A 20,929-nucleotide genomic window follows, 5' to 3' on the forward strand; every position below is an offset into this window, starting at 1 on the left:
CCATGAGCACGGCGATCGAGGAAACCTTCGGCGGGGCAGGGCGGCGTTCGCTTGCCCTTCCTTTTTCGGGCATCTGGCGCAACGGGCTTTGGGCGGCCGGCACATGGTCTCTTGCTGCAGCGCTCACCTACGGCCTGCCCGATGTCATTGTCTGGGGGGCGACGGAGTTGTTTGCTGCCGTCACGCTCGCCGGCGCGGGGATTTTTCTCGTGCTGTCGGTCACGGTCGGCAGGCTTGGCCGCGTCGGGCAAACGCTCATCCATTACGGGCCGTGGTTCATCGTGCTCGGCCTCTGGCTCGCTGCCTGGGAAGTGCTGACGGCCAAGCTCGGCTGGCTGCCGAAACCGTTCTTCTCGCCGCCGCAGGGCCTCCTGCATGTCTATGTCACGGACTGGGACAGGCTGCTGATCTGCATCGCCTATACGGGGCGCCTCTGGGCTCTCGGTTTCTTCTCGGGCGTTCTTGTCGGCTTTGCCGGCGGTGTCGCGCTCGGCTGGTCGAAGCGTTTCGCCTATTGGGGCATGCCGCTTTTGAAGCTGATCGGGCCGGTACCGGCGAGTGCCTGGATCCCCTGCACCTTCTTCCTATTCCCGTCGACCTTCCACGCCTCCATCTTCCTCGTGGCGCTGGCATCGGGCATTCCGGTTGCCATCCTCACCGCGGCCGGGGTCAGCCAGGTGAACCGATCCTTCTATGACGTCGCCCGCACGCTCGGCGCGGACAACCGTTTCCTTATTTTCAAGGTTGCGATCCCTGCCTCGCTGCCGAATGTCTTCGTCGGGCTTTTCATGGGGCTCTACTATTCCTTCGCCGTTCTGGTTGTGGCCGAGATGCTCGGTGCCAAGTTCGGGCTCGGCTGGTATCTCCAGTTCAACACGGCCTACTCGGCCTATGCCAATGTCTATGCCGCCCTCATCGTCATGGCATTGATCTGCGCGGGGCTGGTGCGGCTTCTCTTCCTCGTGCGTGATGAATTGCTCGGCTGGCAGAAGGGGATCCTCTGATGGCTCTTGCCCTTCCAGAAGCCCCCGCCGCCAGCATTGCGCTCGATGTGGAAGGCGTTTCCCACCGCTATGCGCTCGATGGTAAGGAGCTGCAGGTTCTCGACGATGTGAGCCTGAGGATTGTGCCCGGCGAGTTCGTCGCCCTGCTCGGCCCCTCGGGTTGCGGGAAGTCCACGCTGCTGCGCCTTGCCGCCGGGCTGGAGACGCCGACGGCCGGCAGGGTGCTGGAGGACGGTCGCTCGGTCACCGCGCCGAACCCGGATCGTATCCTGGTCTTCCAGGATGAGACGCTATTTCCCTGGCGCACGGTGCGCGCCAATATCGCAACGGGTCTGGAAGCGCGGGGCCTCATCCGCGAGCGGGAATACCGCATCGACGAGGTGCTGAAGCTCGTCAAGCTGGAAGGCTTTGCTGATTTTTATCCGCACCAACTCTCGGGCGGCATGGCCCAGCGCGCCGCGCTCGCCCGGGCGCTGGTCAACGATCCCAAGCTGCTGCTGCTGGATGAGCCTTTCGGCAAGCTCGACTCCCTGACGCGGCTCAGAATGCAGAACGAACTCCTTGAACTGTGGAAGAGCGCCGGCTTCACCGCGCTGCTCGTCACGCACGATGTCGAGGAGGCGTTGCTTCTGGCCGATCGTGTGATCGTGCTCTCCGACAGGCCTGCTGCCATCGTCGCCGAGGTGCGGGTCGACCGGCCGCATCCACGCCGAAGGGACGACGCAAACCTCATCGCGCTGCGCCGCACGCTTCTCGAAACGCTCGGAATTTCCCATGACGTCTAGCGCGCGCCTCGGCCAGCATGTCGTTGCCCTTGTCGGCGCCGTCCTCGCCATCACCGCCACCGGCTGGTGGTGGCTGATCTTCAGCAAGGTCGTCGAGAACGACTATCTCACCGTTCGCCAGGCCGTAACGTGCCTTGCGGGCGCAAGTGATCTCTGCGCGCTCGCCCAGGCGCTCTGCACCAACGACCATGTCTACGGCATCCGGTGGTACGTGCCGGAAGCCTTCTGGGCCGCAGCAAGCATCCTTGTCGCGGGCGTGGTTCTGTCCGTCCGCCCCTCCCGCGCCTGAGCGCGCCCTACCAAAAGGAGAAATGCAATGACGATCCATCAGTCCCCCGAGGCCGCCGAGCAGGATATCGTGACCGTCCCGGCCGGAACCGCCACCTTCAAGAGCCGCCATCCGGAAACCATCGCCCTGCACGGTGGCAGCTTCCGTTACGACCCGACGAGTGGTGCGGTCGCGGTGCCGATCTACCAGACCTCGTCTTTCCAGTTGCCCGGTACGGATGGCGCCGACAAGCTCTTCGCCCTCGAGGCGCCGGGGCATCTCTACACCCGTGTTTCCAACCCGACGCAGGACGCCTTCGAGCAGCGCCTTGCCGAGCTGGAGGGTGGCGCGGCCGCTCTGGCACTCGCCTCCGGCCAGGCCGCCTCGGCCTTTGCGATCCTCAATGTTGCCCGCGCCGGCGACAATATCGTCAGCGCCGCCGGTCTCTATGGCGGCACCTGGGCGCTCTTCGCCGCCACCCTGAAGAGCTTCGGCATCGAGACCCGCTTTGTCGATGCGTCCGACCCCGAAGCCTTCGAGACGGCGACGGATGCGCGCACGCGTACCTATTATGCCGAATCCTTGCCGAACCCGAAGCTGGAGGTCTTCCCGATAGCGGAGGTTGCCGCCATTGGCCGCCGCCACGGCATTCCGCTGATCGTCGACAACACCGCCGCCCCCCTCGTCATCCGTCCGCTGGAGCATGGTGCGGCCATCGTCGTCTATTCGACGACCAAATATATCGGCGGTCACGGTACCTCGATCGGCGGCGCGATCATCGACAGCGGTACTTTCCCCTGGACGGAGAACCCGGCCCGCCAGCCGAACCTCACCGAACCGGATGCGAGCTACCAGGGCAAGACCTGGATCGAGAAGGCGGCTGCCATCGGCTTCCACCCCTACATCCTGCGCGCCCGCGCCGTGCTTCTGCGCGATCTTGGTGCCGCCATCAGCCCGCAAAATGCCTTTCAGTTCATCCAGGGCCTTGAAACCCTGCCGCTGCGCCTGCGCCAGCACAACGAGAACGCGGTGAAGGTCGCGGACTTCCTGAAGGGCCATGCCAAGGTCGATCGCGTCATCTTCCCGAAATTCCAGGAGGGTACCGCGAAGGCGCGCGCGGACAAATATTTCAAGCAAGGCCACTTCGGTGCGCTGGTCGGTTTCGAGCTGAAGGGCGGGCGGGAGGCCGGCCGTCGCTTCATCGATAGCCTTCAGCTTTTCTATCACCTCGCCAATATCGGCGATGCGCGCTCGCTGGCGATCCACCCCTCGACGACCACCCACTCGCAGCTCTCGCTGGAAGACCAGCAGGCGACCGGCGTCACGCCCGGCTATGTGCGCCTCTCCATCGGCCTCGAACATCCCGATGACCTGATCACCGATCTTGAAAGAGCCATCGCGCTGGCCTGAAGCCGGCCGGCCTGATCGGTGTATGACCCCGGCGCTGCCTCCTCGCGCCGGGGTCTTTTGTTTGGGCCGTCCCCGAACCGTCTGCGAAAAGAAACAGCATTCCGCTTTATAATATATAAAAAAGATAGAATTTCTGTATTTCATTGGCGCGATGGCTACTCTCTTCGTCAATTCCAAGCGTGACCCGCCCGCAAGGCCGGCACGGCAGCGACGAGTAGAATGCATGACGCAGATCGAGAATGCCTGGGGCGCCGGCCCCGGTGAAGCCTATGAGGCGCTCGCCGCGCCGTTCCGGCCGATTTTCGCCGAGATCGCCGCGGAGGCGACGCGGCGCGACCTGGAGCGCGACCTGCCGCACAAGGCAATCCGCCTGCTGAAGGAAGCCGGCTTCGGCGCAGTGCGCCTGCCGGTGGCGGTGGGCGGCAAGGGCGCGAGCCTGCCGCAGTTCTTCAACCTCCTGATCGAACTTTCCGCCGCCGATTCCAACATCACGCAGGCGCTGCGCGGCCATTTCGGCTTTGCCGAGGATATCCTGAACACCAGGGATGTGGAGCGCCAGGCCCTCTGGTTCGGCCGGATCGGCCGCGGCGAGATCACCGGCAACGCCTGGAGCGAGATCGGCACGGGCGCGGCGCTCGAACGCTTCTCCACCAACGTCGCCGAAAAGGACGGCCGGCTCGTCCTCAACGGCGCGAAGTACTACACGACCGGCTCGTTCTTCGCCGACTGGATCGATGTCGGCGCATCCAATGCGGAGGGCGAGGGCGTTTCGGTCGCCGTGCGCCGGGAGGCCGCCGGCGTCGAGGTGATCGACGATTGGGACGGCTTTGGCCAGACGCTGACGGCGAGCGGCACCACCACCTTCCGCGACGTCGCCGTCGAACCGCAAGATGTCGTCATCGACGACGAGCGCTTCAAATATTCCGCCGCCTTCTACCAGCTCGTGCATCTGGCGACGCTTGCCGGCATCGGCCGGGCGATTACCGCCGACGTCGCCAAAGCCGTGGCGGAGCGCCGCCGCACCTATACCCACGCCGCCGCCGCGCGCTCCAGCGAGGATCCGCAGGTTCTTCAGGTCGTCGGGCGCATCCGCGCCGCGGCCTATGCGGCGGGCGCGATCACCCTTCAGGCCGCCGCCAGCCTGGAGCGCGCCTTCGCGGCGCATTTCTTGGACGACCCGGAGGCCGAGGAAAAGGCCAATGCCGTCGCCGAACTCGAAGCCGCGCAGGCCCAGACGGTCGTCTCCGACCTCATCCTCGAAGCCTCGACCCTGCTCTTCGACGCGCTCGGCGCGTCCGCCACCAAGAAGCCCGCCGGCCTCGACCGCCACTGGCGCAACGCCCGCACGCTCGCCTCGCACAATCCGCGCATCTACAAGCACCGCATCATTGGTGATTTCGCCGTCAACGGCACGCCGCCGCCCTACCAATGGCGCATCGGCGCCAGCGCGGGCTGACGGCGATGATAAGGCTCGAACGCATCACCAAAAGTTTTCCCGGCAAGGAGGGCGCCGTCGCCGCGCTCGACGGGGTCGACCTCTCTGTCGCGAAAGGCGAGATTTTTGGCGTCATCGGCTCCTCCGGCGCGGGAAAATCCACGCTGGTGCGGCTCATCAACCTGTTGGAGCGCCCGAGCGGCGGCGATGTCTTCGTCGCCGGCGAGCGGGTGACGGACGCAAGCGGCGCGCGCCTTCGCGCGCTGCGCCGGTCAATCGGCATGGTCTTCCAGCATTTCAATCTCTTGAGCGCCCGCACCGTCGCCGACAATGTCGCCTATCCGCTGGAGCTGACCGGCGACTACGGCAGGATCGAGATCGCCGAGCGCGTCGCCGCGCTGCTCGCCCGCGTCGGCCTGACGGAACATGCGCAAAAATATCCGCGCCAGCTTTCCGGCGGGCAGAAGCAGCGCGTCGGCATCGCACGGGCGCTTGCCTGCGAACCCTCGGTCCTGCTCTGCGACGAGGCGACCAGCGCGCTCGACCCGCAGACAACAGGCGCGGTGCTCGATCTCCTGCGCCAGATCAACCGCGACCTCGGCGTCACCATCGTGCTCATCACCCATGAGATGGACGTCATCCGCCGCACCTGCGACCGCGTCGCCGTGCTCGATCGCGGCCGCGTGGTGGAGGAGGGGCCGGTGACCGACGTCTTCCTGCATCCGCGCCACACCGCGACCTTGCGCCTGGTGCGCGAGGCCGAGCCGGACAGCGGTTCGCTCGATGCCGTCGCCGATCCCGGCGGCCGCACGGTGCGCCTCACCTTCACGGGGCCGGCGGCGCACAAGCCCATCCTCGGCCGCATCACCCGCGAAAACCTCGTCGATTACGCGATCCTCGCCGGCCGCATCGGCCATATCCGCGAGACGCCCTATGCGCAGTTCATCGTCTCGCTCAGCGGGCGGGACGTGGCGGGCGCCATTGCAGGGCTGGAGGCGAGCGGCGTGGACGTGGAATTGCAGGGCGGCGCGCCATTCGCCGCGATCGAGGAAAGGCCGCGCCATGTCGTTTGACAACATCTATTGGGGCGATATCGGCGCGGCGCTCGGCCAGACGCTCGCCATGGTCGGCGGCGCGCTGCTGCTTACCGTTCTCGTCGGCCTGCCGCTCGGCGTCCTGCTCTTCCTCACCGGCCGGCAGCAGCTCTTCCAGGCGCCGCTCGCCTATGGCGGCCTGTCCTTCGTGCTGAACATCATCCGGTCGGTGCCCTTCATCATCCTGCTCATCGTGCTGATGCCGGTCACCGTCCTCGTCACGGGCACCTCGCTCGGCATCCGCGGTGTCATCTTCCCGCTGGTCGTCGGCACCGCGCCCTTCTTCGCGCGGCTGGTCGAGACGGCGCTGCGCGAGGTCGACCGCGGCGTCATCGAGGCGAGCCTCGCCATGGGCGCCTCCACCAGCCAGACGATCCTGCGCGCCGTGCTGCCCGAAGCGCTGCCGAGCCTCTTGGCGGCCGTCACGGTCACCGCGATCGTGCTGGTCGACTACACGGCGATGTCCGGCGCCATCGGCGGCGGCGGGCTCGGCGACCTTGCCATCCGCTATGGCTACCACCGGTTCCAGACCGAAATCATGCCGGTCTGCGTCGCCATTCTCATCGTCTTTGTCCAGCTCATCCAGGCGAGCGGCAACCGCCTCGTCACCCGTTTTTCCCGCAAATGACCCGCGCCAGGAGGACCCCCATGCGCATCCTGAAATCGCTTACCATCGCCGCCAGCCTCGCGCTCGCCGCCGTCGGCTCCGCCAAGGCGGAAGAAACGCTCGTCGTCGGCGCCACCGCCATTCCGCACGCGGAAATCCTCGAATTCGTCAAGCCGATCCTCGCCAGGGACGGCCTCGACCTCGATATCCGCGTCTTCACCGATTACATCCAGCCGAACGCCCAGCTCGTCTCCGGCGAACTCGACGCCAACTATTATCAGTACCGGCCGTTCCTGAACGACTACAACAAGCAGCGCGGCACGGAACTCGTGCCGATCGTGCCCGTGCATATCGAGCCCTTCGTTGCCTATTCGACGAAGATCGACGCGGTGGAAAAACTCGCCGACGGCGCGACCGTGGCGATCCCGAACGATCCGGTCAATGGCGGCCGCGGCCTGCTGCTCCTGCAAAAACTCGGCCTGATCAAGGTCTCCGGCAAGCCGGAACTGACCTCGCCGGAAGACCCGCTGCCGACCGTCAAGGACGTTGTCGAGAACCCGAAGAACCTGAAGATCGTCGAGCTGGAATCGGCGCTGCTGCCGCGCGCGCTCGGCGAGGTTGATCTCGCGGCACTCAACGGCAACTACGTCTTCGAGGCCAAGCTCGACATCTCCAAGGCGCTGCTGATCGACCGCGGCCAGGACGGCTACAATGTCTGGAGCGAATATCTCGTCACCCGCCCTGAGACCAAGGACGATGCGCGCGTGGCAAAACTCGCCAAGGCGCTGAACAGCGAAGAGACGCGGAAATTCATCGCGGAGCGCTACAAGGGACAGGTGGTCGCCGCCTTCTGATGTTTGCCTTTCGCCGCCGGGCTGCGCCTTGCCGCAACTCGGCAACCCCTTTTTGAAGTGACGGCCGAACCCATGAGCCCGACCCAAGCCACCGCCAGACAAACCCCTGCCGATCCCGCGCCCGGCGAAGCCGGCTGGCTGCCTGCGCCGCCAGCAAGGCCCGCCCATGTCATCCAAGACGACGCGGAGGCGATCGCTGTTGCGGAACGGCTGAAGCCGCTTTTCGCCGCCGAGGCCGGGGAGCGCGACCGCGAGCGGCGTCTGCCCTTCGCCGAAGTCGATCTCTTCTCCGAAAGCGGCCTCTGGGGCATCACCATCCCGAAGGAACACGGCGGGGCGGGCGTCTCGCAGGTCACGCTGGCAAGGGTTTTCGCGACGCTTGCGGCCGGCGATCCCTCGCTGACCCAGATCGCCCAGAACAGTTTCGAGATCATCGACGTCATCCGCCAGACCGGCAGCGAGGCGCAGAAGCGCGCGCTTTTCGGCGCGGTGCTGGCCGGAAAACGGCTCGGCAACGCCTTTTCCGAATTCGGCGGCAAGAACGCCGAGGCCTTCGAGACGAAGCTTGTCCGTGAGGGCGACCAGTTCACCGTCTCCGGCAAAAAATTCTATTCCACCGGCGCGCTCTTCGCTCATCTGGTGCCCATCGTCGCGCTCGATGAGGACGGCCATGTCGTCGTTGCCGTCGCGGACCGGGATGCGGCGGGGCTGGAGGTCGTCAACGACTGGTCGGCCTTCGGCCAGCGCACCACGGCGAGCGGCACGGTGATCCTCGACGCGGTGGCGATCCCGGCGGACCGGGTGCTGCCCGCCCATATCGTCTACGAGAACCAGAGCGCCATTGGCCCACAGAGCCAGCTCATCCACGCGGCGATCGACGCCGGTATCGCCCGCGGCGCCATCGAGGCGACCATCGACCTGGTCCGAAACCACGCCCGTCCGTGGATCGACAGCGGCTCCGACAGGGCGGCGGACGATCCCTATACGATCGCGGCGATTGGCGATCTGAAAATCCGCCTGCATGCCGCCGAGGCGCTGCTGGAGCGCGCCGGCCGCCAGCTCGACGAGACCATCGCTGACGTCACCGACGAGACGATCGCCAAGGCGAAGGTCGCGGTTGCCGAAGCCAAGGTGCTGACGACGGAGGTCGCGCTCACCGCCGCCAACAAGCTTTTTGAGCTCGCCGGCACGCGCTCGACGCTCGGTGCGCACAATCTCGACCGCTTCTGGCGCGACGCGCGCACCCACACGCTGCATGATCCGGTGCGCTGGAAGTTCCATTCGATCGGCCAATACTACCTCAACGGCGTACAGCCGCCGCTTCATTCCTGGATTTGAACGGGAAGGGCGCGCGCCGCCCGCCGCAACAAGACATGCGAAAAGAAATCCTCCTCAACGCCTTCACCATGAACTGCGCCGGCCATATCAACCATGGCCTGTGGACCCACCCGCGCGACCAGTCGCACCGCTATACGAAGCTCAGCTACTGGACGGAGCTGGCGGCGACGCTGGAGCGCGGCCTGTTCGACGGCGTGTTCCTCGCCGATATCGTCGGAGTCTACGACGTTTACCAGCAGTCCGTCGACCTGACCCTGCGCGAATCCATCCAGCTCCCGGTCAACGATCCCCTGATGCTGATCTCGGCCATGGCGGCGGTGACGAAGGGGCTCGGCTTTGGCGTCACGGTCAATGTCAATGCGGAGGCGCCGGCGATTTTTGCCCGGCGCATCTCGACGCTCGACCACCTGACGGAGGGCCGCATCGGCTGGAACATCGTCACCGGCTATCTCGACAGCGCCGCGCGGGCGATGGGCGAAAGCGCGCTCGGCGAACACGACCAGCGCTATGACCGGGCCGACGAGTTCCTCGACCTCCTCTACCGGCTCTGGGAGGGAAGCTGGGACGATGACGCCGTCCTGCGCGATCGCCGCGCCCGCGTCTATGCCGACCCCACCCGCGTGCGGAAAATCCGGCACGAAGGCCAATACTACCGCATGGAAGCCTATCACCTCAGTGAGCCCTCGCGCCAGCGTACGCCGGTGCTCTACCAAGCCGGCGCCTCCGGCCGTGGCCAAAAATTTGCCGCCCGCCATGCCGAATGCGTCTTCATTTCCCCGCCGGATACGGGCGTCGCCCGCACCGCGGCGCGCGCCATCCGCAAGGGTGCGGTGGAGGCGGGCCGGCGGGCCGAGGATGTGCGCATCTTCGCCGGCCTCACCGTCGTCGTCGACCGCACGGAGAAGGCGGCGAGGGAAAAGTTCGAGGACTATGCGCGCTACGCTAGCCCCGAAGCGGGCCTTGCGCATTTCTCCGCCGGCACGGGCATCGATTTCTCGCAATACGAACCCGACGAGCCGATCACCTACGGCAAGGGCAATTTCGTGCAGACCTCGGTCGATCTTGCCCGCGCGCGCGGCTGGACGAAGCGCAGCATCCTCGCCGGCATGGCGCTCGGCGGCCGCTATCCGCTGGTCGTGGGCAACCCCTATCAGGTGGCCGACGCGCTGGAGGCGTGGATCGCCGAGGGCGAGGTGGATGGTTTCAACCTCGCCCGCACCGTCGCGCCCGAAAGCTACGAGGATTTCATCGATCTCGTCATCCCGGTCTTGCAGGAGCGCGGCCGCTACAAGACCGCCTACGCCGCCGGCAGCCTGCGCAACCGCCTTTTCGGCACGGGCGATCGCCTGCCGGACCGCCACCCGGGCGGCGCGTTCCGGGCGAGGGCGGTGGCTGCGGAGTGAGGGGCGTCGGAAGCGGTAACCTCTCGCTAACCAGATCGCATAACCGGATGGTGACGAAAACCCGATAGTCCGGCTCCCTGAATGGAGGCGTAATGGGTGGTTCCAGAGAAAAGCCCGCGCCGACGCGGTGCGATCGCCTGAAAACTGCGGCAGGCGTCGTGGGCCTGTCCCTTTCCGGACCCGCCTTTCTGTCTGTCTGGATTGCGTGGATCATCGACGGTAGATTTCCCACTACCCGTGGCGGCGGACTTACCGCTTCCGAAAATCCGTTTGTTTTCTATGTATTGGCCTTGCTAGGGGTGGCGGTTCTTGTGCCAGTCGCCCTTGCCGGCGTCATGTTTTTGGTAGGCTACGCTCTGTTGCGAACAAGCGATGCCGATCCCGCTCACGCCAAACGGCGGCGGTTTCTGATCAGCCTCCATGGTGCGCTAAAGACTTTGCTGCGGAGATGGATCGCGCTTTTGCAAGGGTTCGCGCGACGTTCGTGAGCCGGTCGACTAAAGCCGAAATCTTTTCCCAACCCGCCCGCATTTTGGAAAATCCTGCCTGTCCTCGCTCTGTAGTCTATATAATTTATAGATTAAATGACTATTGATCTAACGGGGACATCATGACCGACGACACTCTTTCCGGCGTCAACCGCCGCAATCTCCTGAAGCTCACCGCCGTCGCCGGCGTGGTGGCGGGCGCGGGGCTTTTTTCGACGCGCACGGCCGCGGCTGAGGAGGGGCTTTCGCTGAAGGGCAAGCGCATCGGCATCAGCACGGCCGGCACCGATCATTTCTTCGATCTGCAAGCCTATAACGCCCAGATCGAGGAGGTGAAACGCCTTGGCGGTGAGCCGATCGCAGTCGACGCCGGCCGCAACGACGGCAAGCTTGTCTCGCAGCTCCAGACGCTCATCGCCCAGAAGCCGGACGCCATCGTCCAGCTTCTTGGCACGCTCAGCGTCATCGACCCCTGGCTGAAGAAGGCGCGCGAGGCGGATATCCCGGTCTTCACCATCGATGTCGGCTCGGTCAACTCGATCAACAATTCCACCTCGGACAATTGGGGCATCGGCAAGGACCTCGCCCTCCAGCTCGTCTCTGACATCGGCGGCGAAGGCAATATCGTCGTGTTCAACGGCTTCTACGGTGTGACACCCTGCGCCATCCGCTACGACCAGTTGGTCAATGTGGTCAAATATTTCCCGAAGGTGCAGATCGTGCAGCCGGAGCTGCGCGACGTGATCCCGAACACCGTCCAGGACGCCTTCACCCAGATCACGGCGATCCTCGCCAAATATCCGGAAAAGGGCTCGATCAAGGCCATCTGGTCGGCTTGGGATATCCCGCAGCTCGGCGCGACGCAGGCGCTCACTGCCGCCGGCCGCACCGAGATCAAGACCTATGGCGTCGATGGCAGCCCGGAAGTGCTCCAGCTCGTCGCCGATCCGAATTCGCCGGCCGCCGCCGACGTCGCCCAGCAGCCGGCCGAACTCGGCCGCGTGGCGATCCAGAACGTCGCCCGCCATCTCGCCGGCGACACGCTGCCGCGTGAAACCTACGTGCCGGCGCTCCTCGCCAACAAAGTGAATGTCGGTGACGTCTCCAAAAAGCTCGGCATCGGTTGATTTTTTAGGAGAAGCCCCCTCATCCGGCCCTTTCGGGCCACCTTCTCCCCTCGGGGAGAAGGTGCCGGCAGGCGGATGAGAGAGTTACAACGAGGACAACGGCCATGGCGGACACGGCAAATAGCGGCGAGGCGATCATCCGCCTCAAAAACATCGTCAAGCGTTTCGGCGGGGCGCAGGCGCTTTCGGGCGCCTCGCTCACCGTCCGGCGCGGCGCGGTGCATGGTCTCGTCGGCCAGAACGGCGCGGGCAAGTCGACGCTGATCAAGCTCATCGCTGGCCTTCACCGGGCGGACGAAGGCGCGGTGGAGATCGACGGCAAGGCCTATGACCGGCTGACGCCGCATCTCGTGGAAGAACTCGGCGTGCACTTCATCCACCAGGACCGCCTGCTGGTGCCGACCTTCACGGTCGGCGAGGCGCTGTTCCTCGGCCGCGAGCTGCGTTTCCCCGGCACGCCCTTCCTCGACCGCGCGGCGATGCGGCGCAAATCCGCCGAAATCCTCGAACGCTATTTCGGCCTCGCGCTGCCGCATTCCGCGCTGATCGCCGATCTCTCGGCGGCAGAAAAGCAGATCGTGCAGATCACCCGCGCGCTGATCGCCAATCCCAAGGTGCTGGTCTTCGACGAGCCGACCGCCGCGCTCGTCCGGCGCGAGGCGGACCTGCTCTTCCAGCTCATCCACCGCCTCAGCGCCGAGGGCGTGACGGTGCTCTACATCTCGCATTATCTCGGCGAGATCGTCGATCTCTGCGACACGGTCACCGTGCTGCGCAACGGCCGCGACGTCGCCACCCTGCCGGTCGCAGAAACCTCGGCGGCGGAGATCGGCGCGCTGATGGTCAACCGCGCCATCGGCGACCTCTATCCGAAGCCGGCTGTTGCGCCCGGCGCGGTGATCCTCGAGGTCGAAAACCTCGCGCTGGCGGGCCGTTTCGAAGCGGTCTCCCTCACGCTGCGCAAGGGCGAGGTGCTGGGCCTCACCGGCCTCGTCGGCTCGGGAGCCAAGGAGGTGGTGCGCACGCTCTTCGGCCTCGACCGGCCGACCGGGGGTACGGTCCGCGTCAAGGGGGAGACGGTGTTCTCCGTCGATCCCGCCGCCGCCACCGATCGGCGCCTGGCACTGGTACCGGAGGATCGTCGTCGCGACGGCGTCGCGCTCGACCTCTCCGTCACCGAAAACACGACACTTGCCAGCCTCGCCCGGTTTTCCCGTGGGCTGATCGACCGCGGCGCGGAACGCCGCCAGACGCAAGATCTCGTCAAGCGGCTCGAGATCAAGACCGACGGCGTCGAGGCGCTGGTGAAGACGCTTTCGGGCGGAAACCAGCAGAAGGTGGCGATCGCCAAATGGCTGAGCCGCCAGTCGGAAATCTACCTGCTCGACGAGCCGACGGTCGGCGTCGACATCGGCGCCAAGGTGGAGATCTACCGGCTGATCGGCGAGCTTGCCGAGCGCGGCGCGGCCGTGCTGGTGCTCTCTTCCGATATCGAGGAACTGCTCGGCGTGACCGATCGCCTCCTCGTCTTCTTCCGCGGCCGCGTCACGCGGCAATTCATCTCTTCCGAAACTAGCCCGGGTGAGGTCCTCGCGGATGTCACGGGCGCCTACGAGACGCTTCGCCATGCTGGTTGACGCCCCCTATATTCCGGCCTCCATCATCGAAATCGAGGCGCAGAAGGCTTTCGAGACAGGCAAATCCCGCTCCGCTTTCGGCCGCCAGCTCGCCACACTCGCGCTGCGCGGCGGCGCGTTGGCCGTCTTCATTGGCGTTCTCGCGGTCTTCTCCGTAAGCGCGCCGTTTTTCCTCACCGTGGGCAACATCGGCAACGTGCTCGGTCAGTCGGCCATCGCGGGCGTGCTAGCAATCGGACTCACCATCGTCATCATCGCGGGCGGCTCGAATGTCGTGACCGGCGGTATCGACCTGTCGCTCGCCGCCAATATGGGCCTCAGCGCCGCCGTCTACGCCTCACTGGTGCAGGCCGGACAGGGTGATGGTGTCGCCATCCTCGGCGCGCTCGGCACGGGGCTTGCCATCGGGGCGGTCAACGCGGCCGCTGTCACGCTCGCCGGCATCGTGCCGCTGCTCGCAACGCTTGCCGTCATGAACGTCGTTGCCGGCCTTGAACTGGTGCTGACACAGAACACCGTCGTCCCCGCCTCGACGGATTTCCTCTCGGCGCTCTCCGCCGGCGGACCGTTCGGTATTCCAGTGCTCGCCTATGTCCTGCTCGGCTTCACGCTCATCGTCGCCGCCGTGGTGCAGTATACGCCGCTCGGCCTTCGTCTCTACGCGGTCGGCGCCTTTCCGGATGCGGCGCGCGCGGCGGGCCTGCCGATCAAAACCTTCGTTGCCGGCTCGTTCCTGGCGAGCGGCCTCACCGGCGGCATTGCCGGCATCCTCTCGGTCTCCTATCTCTCGGGCAGCACCACGGGGGCCGGCGACATGCTGCTGCCGATCGTCGTCACCGCCCTGCTCGGCACGGTCTTCTCCCGCCGGCTGGTACCGACGATCACGGGCACGCTGCTCTCGGCGCTCTTCGTCGGTTTCCTCGTCAACGGCTTCCAGCTTCTCAACATTTCCAGCACGCTGGTCAGCGGCGTGCAGGGTCTTCTGATCCTGCTCTTCGTCTCCGCCACCACGCTGCTCGGCCGCAAGGAGACCGCCTGACATGGCGACCGCCGTCCTCCCCGCCTTCGCCCAAGGGCTGGCGCGTTATGCGCTCATCGCTGCGCTCGCCGCGGTCTTCGCCCTGTTCGCAACGCTCGCGCCTGGTTTCCTCTCCAGCGCGAACCTCCTCAGCGTGCTGGTCAACAATTTCGCCCTGCTCGCCATCGTCGCCATTGCCATGACCTTCGCCGTCTCGGTCGGCGGCATTGATCTTTCGGTCGGCACGGCGGTGGATTTTGCAAGCTTCGCCTTCGTCTCCCTCGTGCTTGCCGGGCAGCCGGTCGTGCTCGCGGCGCTTGGCGGACTTGCCGGCGGGGCGCTGGTCGGCCTGTTCAACGCCGTGCTGATCGCCGGCATCGGCATCTCGCCGTTCCTCGCGACGCTCGGCACGCTCTTCGTCGGGCGCAGCGTGCAGCAATTGCTGACCAATGGCGGCAACCCGGTCTACCTGCCGCCGGCCGGCGTGCCGGAGGCGTTTCGCTTCCTCGGCCATGGCGCGATGGCGGGCATTCCCGTGCCGCTGATCGTCACGGCGCTGGTCGTCGCCGGCGCCTGGGTCGTGCTGGCGCGCAGCCGCTTCGGCCGGGTGGCGCTCGCCACCGGCATCCAGGCGAGCGTCGTGCGCTATTCGGGCCTGCGCCTCTCGCGCATCACCGCGCTCACCTATATCCTGGTCTCGACCATCGCCGCTGTGGTCGGTCTTATCCTCACCTCCACGGTGACGGTCTACATCCCCTCGTCCGGTAACGCCTTCCTGCTCAACGCCATTGGTGCGACCTTCATCGGCACCACCTTCGATCCGCATGGCCGGCCGAACGTGCCGGGCACCGTACTCGGTGTGCTGCTGCTCGGCGTCGTCGCCAACGGGCTCCTGCTGTCGGGCCTCAATTTCTACTGGCAGCAAGTCGGCACCGGCCTTCTCATCTTCTCCGTCCTCGCCATCGGCTTTGCCAACCGCAAGGCCGCCCGCCGGGCGTGATCCCTGACTTTTCGAAAGGATTTTTCATGAGCAGCGTCACCCGGCTTGCCGACCGACAGGAAACCGCCCACCGCATTGCCAGCGAGGATGAGGCACTTGCCATTGCGCGCACGCTGGCTGCCGAATTCGAAGGCGGTGCAAGCCGGCGGGACTACGAGCGGGCCCTGCCGTTTGAGGAATTGGACCGTCTTTCCGCCTCCGGCCTGCTCGCCATTACCGTTCCCGCCGAATATGGCGGCATCGACGTCTCCAACGCCGTGCTCGCGGAGGTGACGGCGATCCTGTCGGAAGCCGACAGCTCGATCGGCCAGATCCCGCAGAACCACTTCTATATTCTCGAAGCGCTGCGCCACGACGGCAACGAAACGCAGAAGCGCTTCTATTTCGGCCGGGTGCTTGCCGGCGACCGGTTTGGCAATGCCCTTTCCGAAGTCGGCACGAAAACCGTCGGCGATTACAATACGCGCATTGCGCCCGATGGCGCGGGGTTCCGCATCAACGGTCGAAAATTCTATTCGACGGGCGTGCTCTTCGCCCATTGGGTGACGATCTTTGCGCTGGACGGGGAGGACCGCCTCACCATGTCCTTCGCCCCGCGCGAGACTGACGGCATCGAGATCGTTGACGACTGGGACGGTTTCGGCCAGCGCACCACGGGCAGCGGCACGACAATCCTGCGCGACGTCTATGTGCCCGCCGACGCTGTGGTGCAGCACCACAAAGGCTTCGAGCGCCCCGGCACGATCGGCTCGGTCGGCCAGATCATTCATGCCGGCGTCGATCTCGGCATCGCCCGCGCGGCGCTGAAGGAGACGATCGGTTATGTGCGCGACAAGGCGCGGCCGTGGACGGGCAGCGGCGTCGAGCGCGCGGCCGACGATCCGCTCACCGTCGCGCGTATCGGTGAACTCGCCATCCGCGCCGAGGCGGCCGAGGCGACATTGGAGCGGGCCGGGCGCAAGGTCGATCAGGCGCAGGTGAACCTCAATTCGGAGAATGCGGTCGCCGCAACATTGGCGGTGGCTGCCGCCAAGGTGCTGACGACGGAACTCGCGATCGACGCGGCCAACGTGCTCTTCGAGCTGGCCGGCACCTCGGCGACGAAGCGCGGCCTCAACCTCGAACGCCACTGGCGCAACGCCCGCACCCACACGCTGCACGATCCGGTGCGATGGAAGTACCACGTCGTCGGCAACTATCACCTGAACGGCATCACGCCGCCGAAGAACGGCGCGCTCTGAAATCCAACCCTCGTGGTGGGGGTGGTCCCCTGGCCGCAATCCTCTGGGATTGCGGCCCTTTTTTTGACCAACAAAAAAGGGCGGCCCTCCTTGCCGCCCCTTGCAGGTCGTTTGAATGCCCTCAGCTATAGAGGCTTGGTTCCGGCACCCGGTCGTTCAGGGTAAAATCGCCGACCTCGCGCGCCTTGTAGAACACCGGGTCATGCAGCGTGTGGGTGCGCACGTTGCGCCAGTAGCGGTCGAAGCGATGGTGCGCGGCTGTCGAGCGGGCGCCGGTAAGCTCGAAGATGCGGGCGGTGACGTCGAGCGCCACATGCGTGGCGCTGACCTTGGCCGCATAGGCCTCGATTGCAGCCTCGCCGCGTTCGCGGGCACTAACGCCCCGGCCACGCGCAAGCGCCGACTGAACGGCGGTTGCGGCAGCATCGGCAAGGGCGGCGGAAGCCTTCAACGCTGCACGGAACTCGCCGATGCGCTCCAGGATATAGGGATCGTCGCTCGCCTTCTCGACGCCCGACGTGATCCAGGGCCGCGTCGTGGTTCGCACATAGTCACAAGCAGCGATAAGCGCGCCTTCCGCGGTGCCGAGATAGAAATTGACGAAGACGAGCTGGATCAGCGGCGTGTTGAACGTCGCCTGCACGGGCGGAGCGCTGTCCCTCCCGGCTAGGGGCAGAAGAAAATCGGTTTCGTAGACCGGAAAATCACGGAACTCGACACTGCCGCTGTCGGAAAGCCGCTGGCCGATATTGTCCCAGTCGTCGTTGGCGATGTAGCCGGGCCGGTCGGTCGGCAGGACGAGGTTGGCGATCTGGTCGCCGAAGGCAGCATTGGCGTTGATACGGTCGGAAACATGCGCGCCGGTGGAGAAGGTCTTCTTGCCGTTTAGCAGATAGTGGTCGCCGCTGCGGGTCAGCACGAGGCCGGGATCGCGCGGGTTGACCGCGGCGCCCCAATAGAGCCGCTTCGCAACCGTCTCGACGCCGAGGTTCCAGGCCTTGTCCGGATCGTCCGCCGCCCAATAGATGTACTGGCTGTTGACATAGTGATAGCCGAGAAGCTGGCCGATCGAGCTTTCACCGCGCGCGAGAATGCGCACCAGCTTCAGCCCGTCCACCCAGTCGAGCCCGCCGCCGCCGATCTCGACCGGGTGTAGCGCCGTCAGCAGGCCCTCGCTCTTTAACCGGGCGATTTCCACCTTCGGCGGCTTGCCTTCGGCATCGAGCTGCGCGCCGCGGCGGGCAAGATCGGCGGAAATCGCTTCGGCGCGCGCAAACAGGCGAGCCCGGTCGTCTTGAAGTTCAGGTTCCTTGACAAGATGCAGGGCAGTCATGGTCGGTCTCCAGCGGTCTGGCCGATACGCGGCAGGGCGCCACGGTCGGGTTTGGGGGATCGGTGCGTACGGGTGTTCGTCGCTCTGCCGCATCTTCCCAAAGCCCTTGGGCAGCGGCCAGAAAAGCCATTTCCGAAATTAGTATATATAAAAGATAGAATTTCTGTATTTAAGATACGGAGGCGTTATTCTCGCCATATGTCCGTGCCGTCAGGCATTCCCGCATCCCTGGAGAGATTCCCATGGCCCGCCATATCCGCTTCAACGCCTTCGACATGAACTGTGTCGGTCATCAGTCGCCGGGGCTGTGGGCGCATCCGAATGACAAATCCTGGAAATACAAAGACCTGGATTACTGGCAGGATCTTGCCCGCACGCTGGAACGCGGCGTCTTCGACGGCATCTTCATCGCCGATGTCATCGGTTACTATGATGTCTACAAGGGTTCGAACTACCACGCGATCCATCAGGCGGCACAGATTCCGGTGAACGACCCGCTCCAGCTTGCCGCCCCCATCGCGCTTGCCACGAAGCATCTTGGTATCGGCATCACCGCCTCCACCTCCTTCGAGCATCCCTACACCTTCGCCCGGCGCCTCGCGACGGCGGACCATCATTCGAAGGGTCGCGTCGGCTGGAATATCGTCACCTCCTACCTGGAAAGCGGCGCGAAGAATGTCGGGCAGGGTGGTTTGCGCCGGCACGACAACCGCTACGAAGTCGCCGCCGAATATGTCGAGGTGCTCTATAAGCTGCTCGAAGGCTCGTGGGAGGAGGGTGCGGTGGTGCGCGACGGCGGCAAGCGCATCTTCACGCACCCGGAAAAGGTCCACGAGATCGCCCACAAGGGCAAGTACTTCGAGGTTCCCGGTTATGGCCTGACGGAGCCTTCGCCGCAGCGCACGCCGGTTCTCTACCAGGCCGGCGCGTCCGGCCCGGGCAAGGCCTTTGCCGCCGCCCATGCCGAATGCATCTTCGTCGCCGCGCCGACCAAATCGGTGCTCAAGGCCTATGTTGCCGATATCCGCCAGCGCATTGCCGCTGCCGGCCGCGATCCGAAGAAGGTCTATATCTACACGCTCGTCACCATCATCACCGATGAGAGCGAGGCGAAGGCAGAGAAGAAGTTCGAGGACTACAAGAGCTATGTCTCCTACGACGGCTCGCTCACCTTCATGTCCGGCTGGAGCGGCATCGACTTCGGCCAGTATGCACCGGCGGACGTGGTCGAGAAGATAGAGACCAATGCCATCCACTCCTTCGTCGAGCACATCGCCGGCGGAGACAAGTCCTGGACGATCGACGAGCTCGCCCGGTTCGGCGGCATCGGCGGCATGGGACCGGTCTTCGTCGGCTCGCCGGAGCGCATCGCCGATATTCTGCAGGAATGGGTTACGGATACGGACGTCGACGGCTTCAACCTTGCCTATGCTGTCACGCCGGACAGCTTTGAGGATGTCGTTGCCCATATCGTGCCGGAACTGCAGAAACGCGGTGCCTATCCCACGGGCTACCGCCCCGGAACGCTACGCGAAAAACTGTTCGGTGAGGGGCCGTATCTGCCGAAAACCCATCCGGCCGATGGTTATCGGGATATCGAGGCCGTCAAGCGCCGTGACGCCGAGCGCATTCCGGCATTGAAGTCGGTCGGAGCGTGATGCCGGCGCTTCGGCATCGCTGCTGGACAGCAAGCGCGGCGGCGATGCCTTGGAGCGCGGCAGATAAAACTTGACCATTAGCGTCATGATAAAATAGGAGACATCACCTTCACCTCATCCGGAGCCTGTCGTGGTGTCTTCCTTGTTTTCTTCTCTGCGTCTTGCAATGCTGATCGCCGTGGCGGTGCCCGCTGCCGGTTTTGCGCAGCAAGTGTCGATCACCGATTCCCGCGGGCAACAGGTCACGATCGAACGGCCGGTGGACAGCGTGGCGATCTTTCCGCTGCCCATCCCCGAAGCCATGATCGCGCTTGACGGGGGAACCCAGCGCCTCACCGCCATCAATCCGCGGGCGCAGGCGGCGTTGATGAACGGGGTGATCGGTCAGCTTTTCCCCGAGATTGCCGATATCCGCACCGATCTGGTCGCCGGCAACTTCATCCCCAATGTCGAAGAGATCCTCGCTGCAGGCCCCGATGTGGTGCTGCAATGGCAGGCCAAGGCCGACGAGCGTGTTGCCCCGATGGAGAATGCGGGCATCAAGGTGGCCACGGTCAGCACGGAATCGCGCGAAACCCGGCGCGGCTACATCGCCATGCTCGGCCAGATCCTCGGCAAGGAGGATCGGGCCAAGGCCTTCCTCGACTGGGAGGACAAGACCGTCGCCGACATCGCCGCGGTGCTGAAGGCCGCAGGCAAGCCCCGACCGCGTATCGTCTTCATCGACAGCATGAGCGACAACGAGTTCGTGGTGTTCGGCCGTGAGGAAGCCTATTTCGCAGCATCGGGCCTGATCAATGCCGCGACCGAAGCGGGCTTCACCGAAGGATCCGTCACCGTCGGCGCGGAATCGCTGCTCGAATGGAACCCGGACATCGTCCTCGTCAACTACTACAACGACACCATCAAGCCCGACGATATCCTCAAGCATCCCGTGCTGGGCGCGCTGGCCGCGGTCAAGGCGGCGCGGGTCTACAAGACCCCGGCAATCGACCCGGCGACGGCGGCTGGCGGCGAACTCGCCTACCAGTGGTTTGCCGAAATCGGTTATCCCGATCTGTTCGACACCAACATGCGCACCGCTGTCGTCGATGGCTTTCAGTTCCTCTACGGCAAAACCTTGAACGACGAACAGGTCGACAAGCTCATGCAGATGGAATGGAACGGCGGCAGCGCAGGCTACGCCGACGCCTTCGGGCGGACTCGATAGTTTTCGGGATCGAGCCAGG

Annotated in this window: 19 protein-coding genes; 18 read left to right on the forward strand and 1 reads right to left on the reverse strand. The window is 65.1% G+C overall.

The features are described from left to right. Window positions 1-2: 2 nt before the first annotated feature. From EXZ48_RS19345 to EXZ48_RS19420, 16 genes are all read left to right on the forward strand, one after another. Window positions 3-1,004, forward strand: coding sequence for an ABC transporter permease (locus EXZ48_RS19345; protein ID WP_023512620.1), 1,002 nt, complete (start codon window positions 3-5; stop codon window positions 1,002-1,004). Next, the gene (locus tag EXZ48_RS19350) at window positions 1,004-1,789 is read left to right on the forward strand and encodes an ABC transporter ATP-binding protein (RefSeq protein ID WP_050745687.1); all 786 of its coding nucleotides are present in this window, start codon (window positions 1,004-1,006) and stop codon (window positions 1,787-1,789) included. The genes EXZ48_RS19345 and EXZ48_RS19350 overlap by 1 nt, the downstream gene beginning before the upstream one ends. After that, window positions 1,779-2,078: a hypothetical protein gene (locus EXZ48_RS19355; RefSeq protein WP_050745686.1), complete on the forward strand. Its 300-nt coding sequence runs from the start codon at window positions 1,779-1,781 to the stop codon at window positions 2,076-2,078. Before EXZ48_RS19350 ends, EXZ48_RS19355 begins: the two co-directional genes overlap by 11 nt. A 27-nt stretch (window positions 2,079-2,105) precedes the next feature. Further along, window positions 2,106-3,467 carry an O-acetylhomoserine aminocarboxypropyltransferase/cysteine synthase family protein gene (locus EXZ48_RS19360; RefSeq protein WP_130517691.1) on the forward strand — a complete coding sequence of 454 codons (1,362 nt, stop codon included), beginning with the start codon at window positions 2,106-2,108 and terminating at the stop codon, window positions 3,465-3,467. A 223-nt stretch (window positions 3,468-3,690) separates the two neighbouring features. After that, window positions 3,691-4,923 (forward strand): acyl-CoA dehydrogenase family protein, encoded by a 1,233-nt coding sequence (locus tag EXZ48_RS19365; protein ID WP_050745685.1) that lies wholly within the window; start codon window positions 3,691-3,693, stop codon window positions 4,921-4,923. A 5-nt stretch (window positions 4,924-4,928) separates the two neighbouring features. Next, a complete protein-coding gene (locus EXZ48_RS19370; protein ID WP_050745726.1) occupies window positions 4,929-5,975 on the forward strand; it encodes a methionine ABC transporter ATP-binding protein in 1,047 nt (348 codons plus the stop codon). Then, window positions 5,965-6,624, forward strand: coding sequence for a methionine ABC transporter permease (locus EXZ48_RS19375; protein WP_130517692.1), 660 nt, complete (start codon window positions 5,965-5,967; stop codon window positions 6,622-6,624). The genes EXZ48_RS19370 and EXZ48_RS19375 overlap by 11 nt, the downstream gene beginning before the upstream one ends. A gap of 20 nt (window positions 6,625-6,644) precedes the next feature. Then, window positions 6,645-7,457, forward strand: coding sequence for a MetQ/NlpA family ABC transporter substrate-binding protein (locus EXZ48_RS19380; protein WP_088016509.1), 813 nt, complete (start codon window positions 6,645-6,647; stop codon window positions 7,455-7,457). Between the two features lie 72 nt (window positions 7,458-7,529). Continuing rightward, window positions 7,530-8,795: an SfnB family sulfur acquisition oxidoreductase gene (locus EXZ48_RS19385; RefSeq protein ID WP_050745684.1), complete on the forward strand. Its 1,266-nt coding sequence runs from the start codon at window positions 7,530-7,532 to the stop codon at window positions 8,793-8,795. Between the two features lie 35 nt (window positions 8,796-8,830). Then, complete coding sequence (locus tag EXZ48_RS19390; RefSeq protein ID WP_050745683.1) at window positions 8,831-10,198, forward strand: LLM class flavin-dependent oxidoreductase; 1,368 nt, start codon at window positions 8,831-8,833, stop codon at window positions 10,196-10,198. 92 nt (window positions 10,199-10,290) lie between these two features. Beyond that, window positions 10,291-10,686 (forward strand): hypothetical protein, encoded by a 396-nt coding sequence (locus EXZ48_RS19395; RefSeq protein WP_130517693.1) that lies wholly within the window; start codon window positions 10,291-10,293, stop codon window positions 10,684-10,686. Between the two features lie 122 nt (window positions 10,687-10,808). Beyond that, window positions 10,809-11,813, forward strand: a complete 1,005-nt coding sequence (locus EXZ48_RS19400; protein WP_050745682.1) for a sugar ABC transporter substrate-binding protein — start codon at window positions 10,809-10,811, stop codon at window positions 11,811-11,813. Window positions 11,814-11,917: 104 nt separating this feature from the next. Beyond that, window positions 11,918-13,450 carry a sugar ABC transporter ATP-binding protein gene (locus tag EXZ48_RS19405; protein ID WP_130517695.1) on the forward strand — a complete coding sequence of 511 codons (1,533 nt, stop codon included), beginning with the start codon at window positions 11,918-11,920 and terminating at the stop codon, window positions 13,448-13,450. Next, complete coding sequence (locus EXZ48_RS19410; protein WP_130517697.1) at window positions 13,440-14,489, forward strand: ABC transporter permease; 1,050 nt, start codon at window positions 13,440-13,442, stop codon at window positions 14,487-14,489. The genes EXZ48_RS19405 and EXZ48_RS19410 overlap by 11 nt, the downstream gene beginning before the upstream one ends. A 1-nt stretch (window position 14,490) precedes the next feature. After that, window positions 14,491-15,468 (forward strand): ABC transporter permease, encoded by a 978-nt coding sequence (locus EXZ48_RS19415; RefSeq protein ID WP_130517699.1) that lies wholly within the window; start codon window positions 14,491-14,493, stop codon window positions 15,466-15,468. Window positions 15,469-15,494: 26 nt separating this feature from the next. After that, window positions 15,495-16,709: an SfnB family sulfur acquisition oxidoreductase gene (locus EXZ48_RS19420; protein ID WP_130517701.1), complete on the forward strand. Its 1,215-nt coding sequence runs from the start codon at window positions 15,495-15,497 to the stop codon at window positions 16,707-16,709. A gap of 121 nt (window positions 16,710-16,830) precedes the next feature. Here EXZ48_RS19420 and EXZ48_RS19425 read toward each other — a convergent pair whose 3' ends face one another. Continuing rightward, window positions 16,831-18,042: an acyl-CoA dehydrogenase family protein gene (locus EXZ48_RS19425; RefSeq protein ID WP_130517702.1), complete on the reverse strand. Its 1,212-nt coding sequence runs from the start codon at window positions 18,040-18,042 to the stop codon at window positions 16,831-16,833. Window positions 18,043-18,284: 242 nt separating this feature from the next. On the opposite strand from EXZ48_RS19425, the gene EXZ48_RS19430 reads away from it, so the two are divergent. Together EXZ48_RS19430 and EXZ48_RS19435 are read left to right on the forward strand one after the other, a co-directional pair. Further along, window positions 18,285-19,700: an LLM class flavin-dependent oxidoreductase gene (locus tag EXZ48_RS19430; protein WP_130517704.1), complete on the forward strand. Its 1,416-nt coding sequence runs from the start codon at window positions 18,285-18,287 to the stop codon at window positions 19,698-19,700. Window positions 19,701-19,842: 142 nt separating this feature from the next. Beyond that, window positions 19,843-20,910, forward strand: a complete 1,068-nt coding sequence (locus EXZ48_RS19435; protein ID WP_130517706.1) for an ABC transporter substrate-binding protein — start codon at window positions 19,843-19,845, stop codon at window positions 20,908-20,910. The last annotated feature ends 19 nt before the right edge of the window (window positions 20,911-20,929 follow it).

This window comes from Shinella sp. JR1-6, assembly GCF_004284735.1.
Taxonomy (GTDB): domain Bacteria; phylum Pseudomonadota; class Alphaproteobacteria; order Rhizobiales; family Rhizobiaceae; genus Shinella.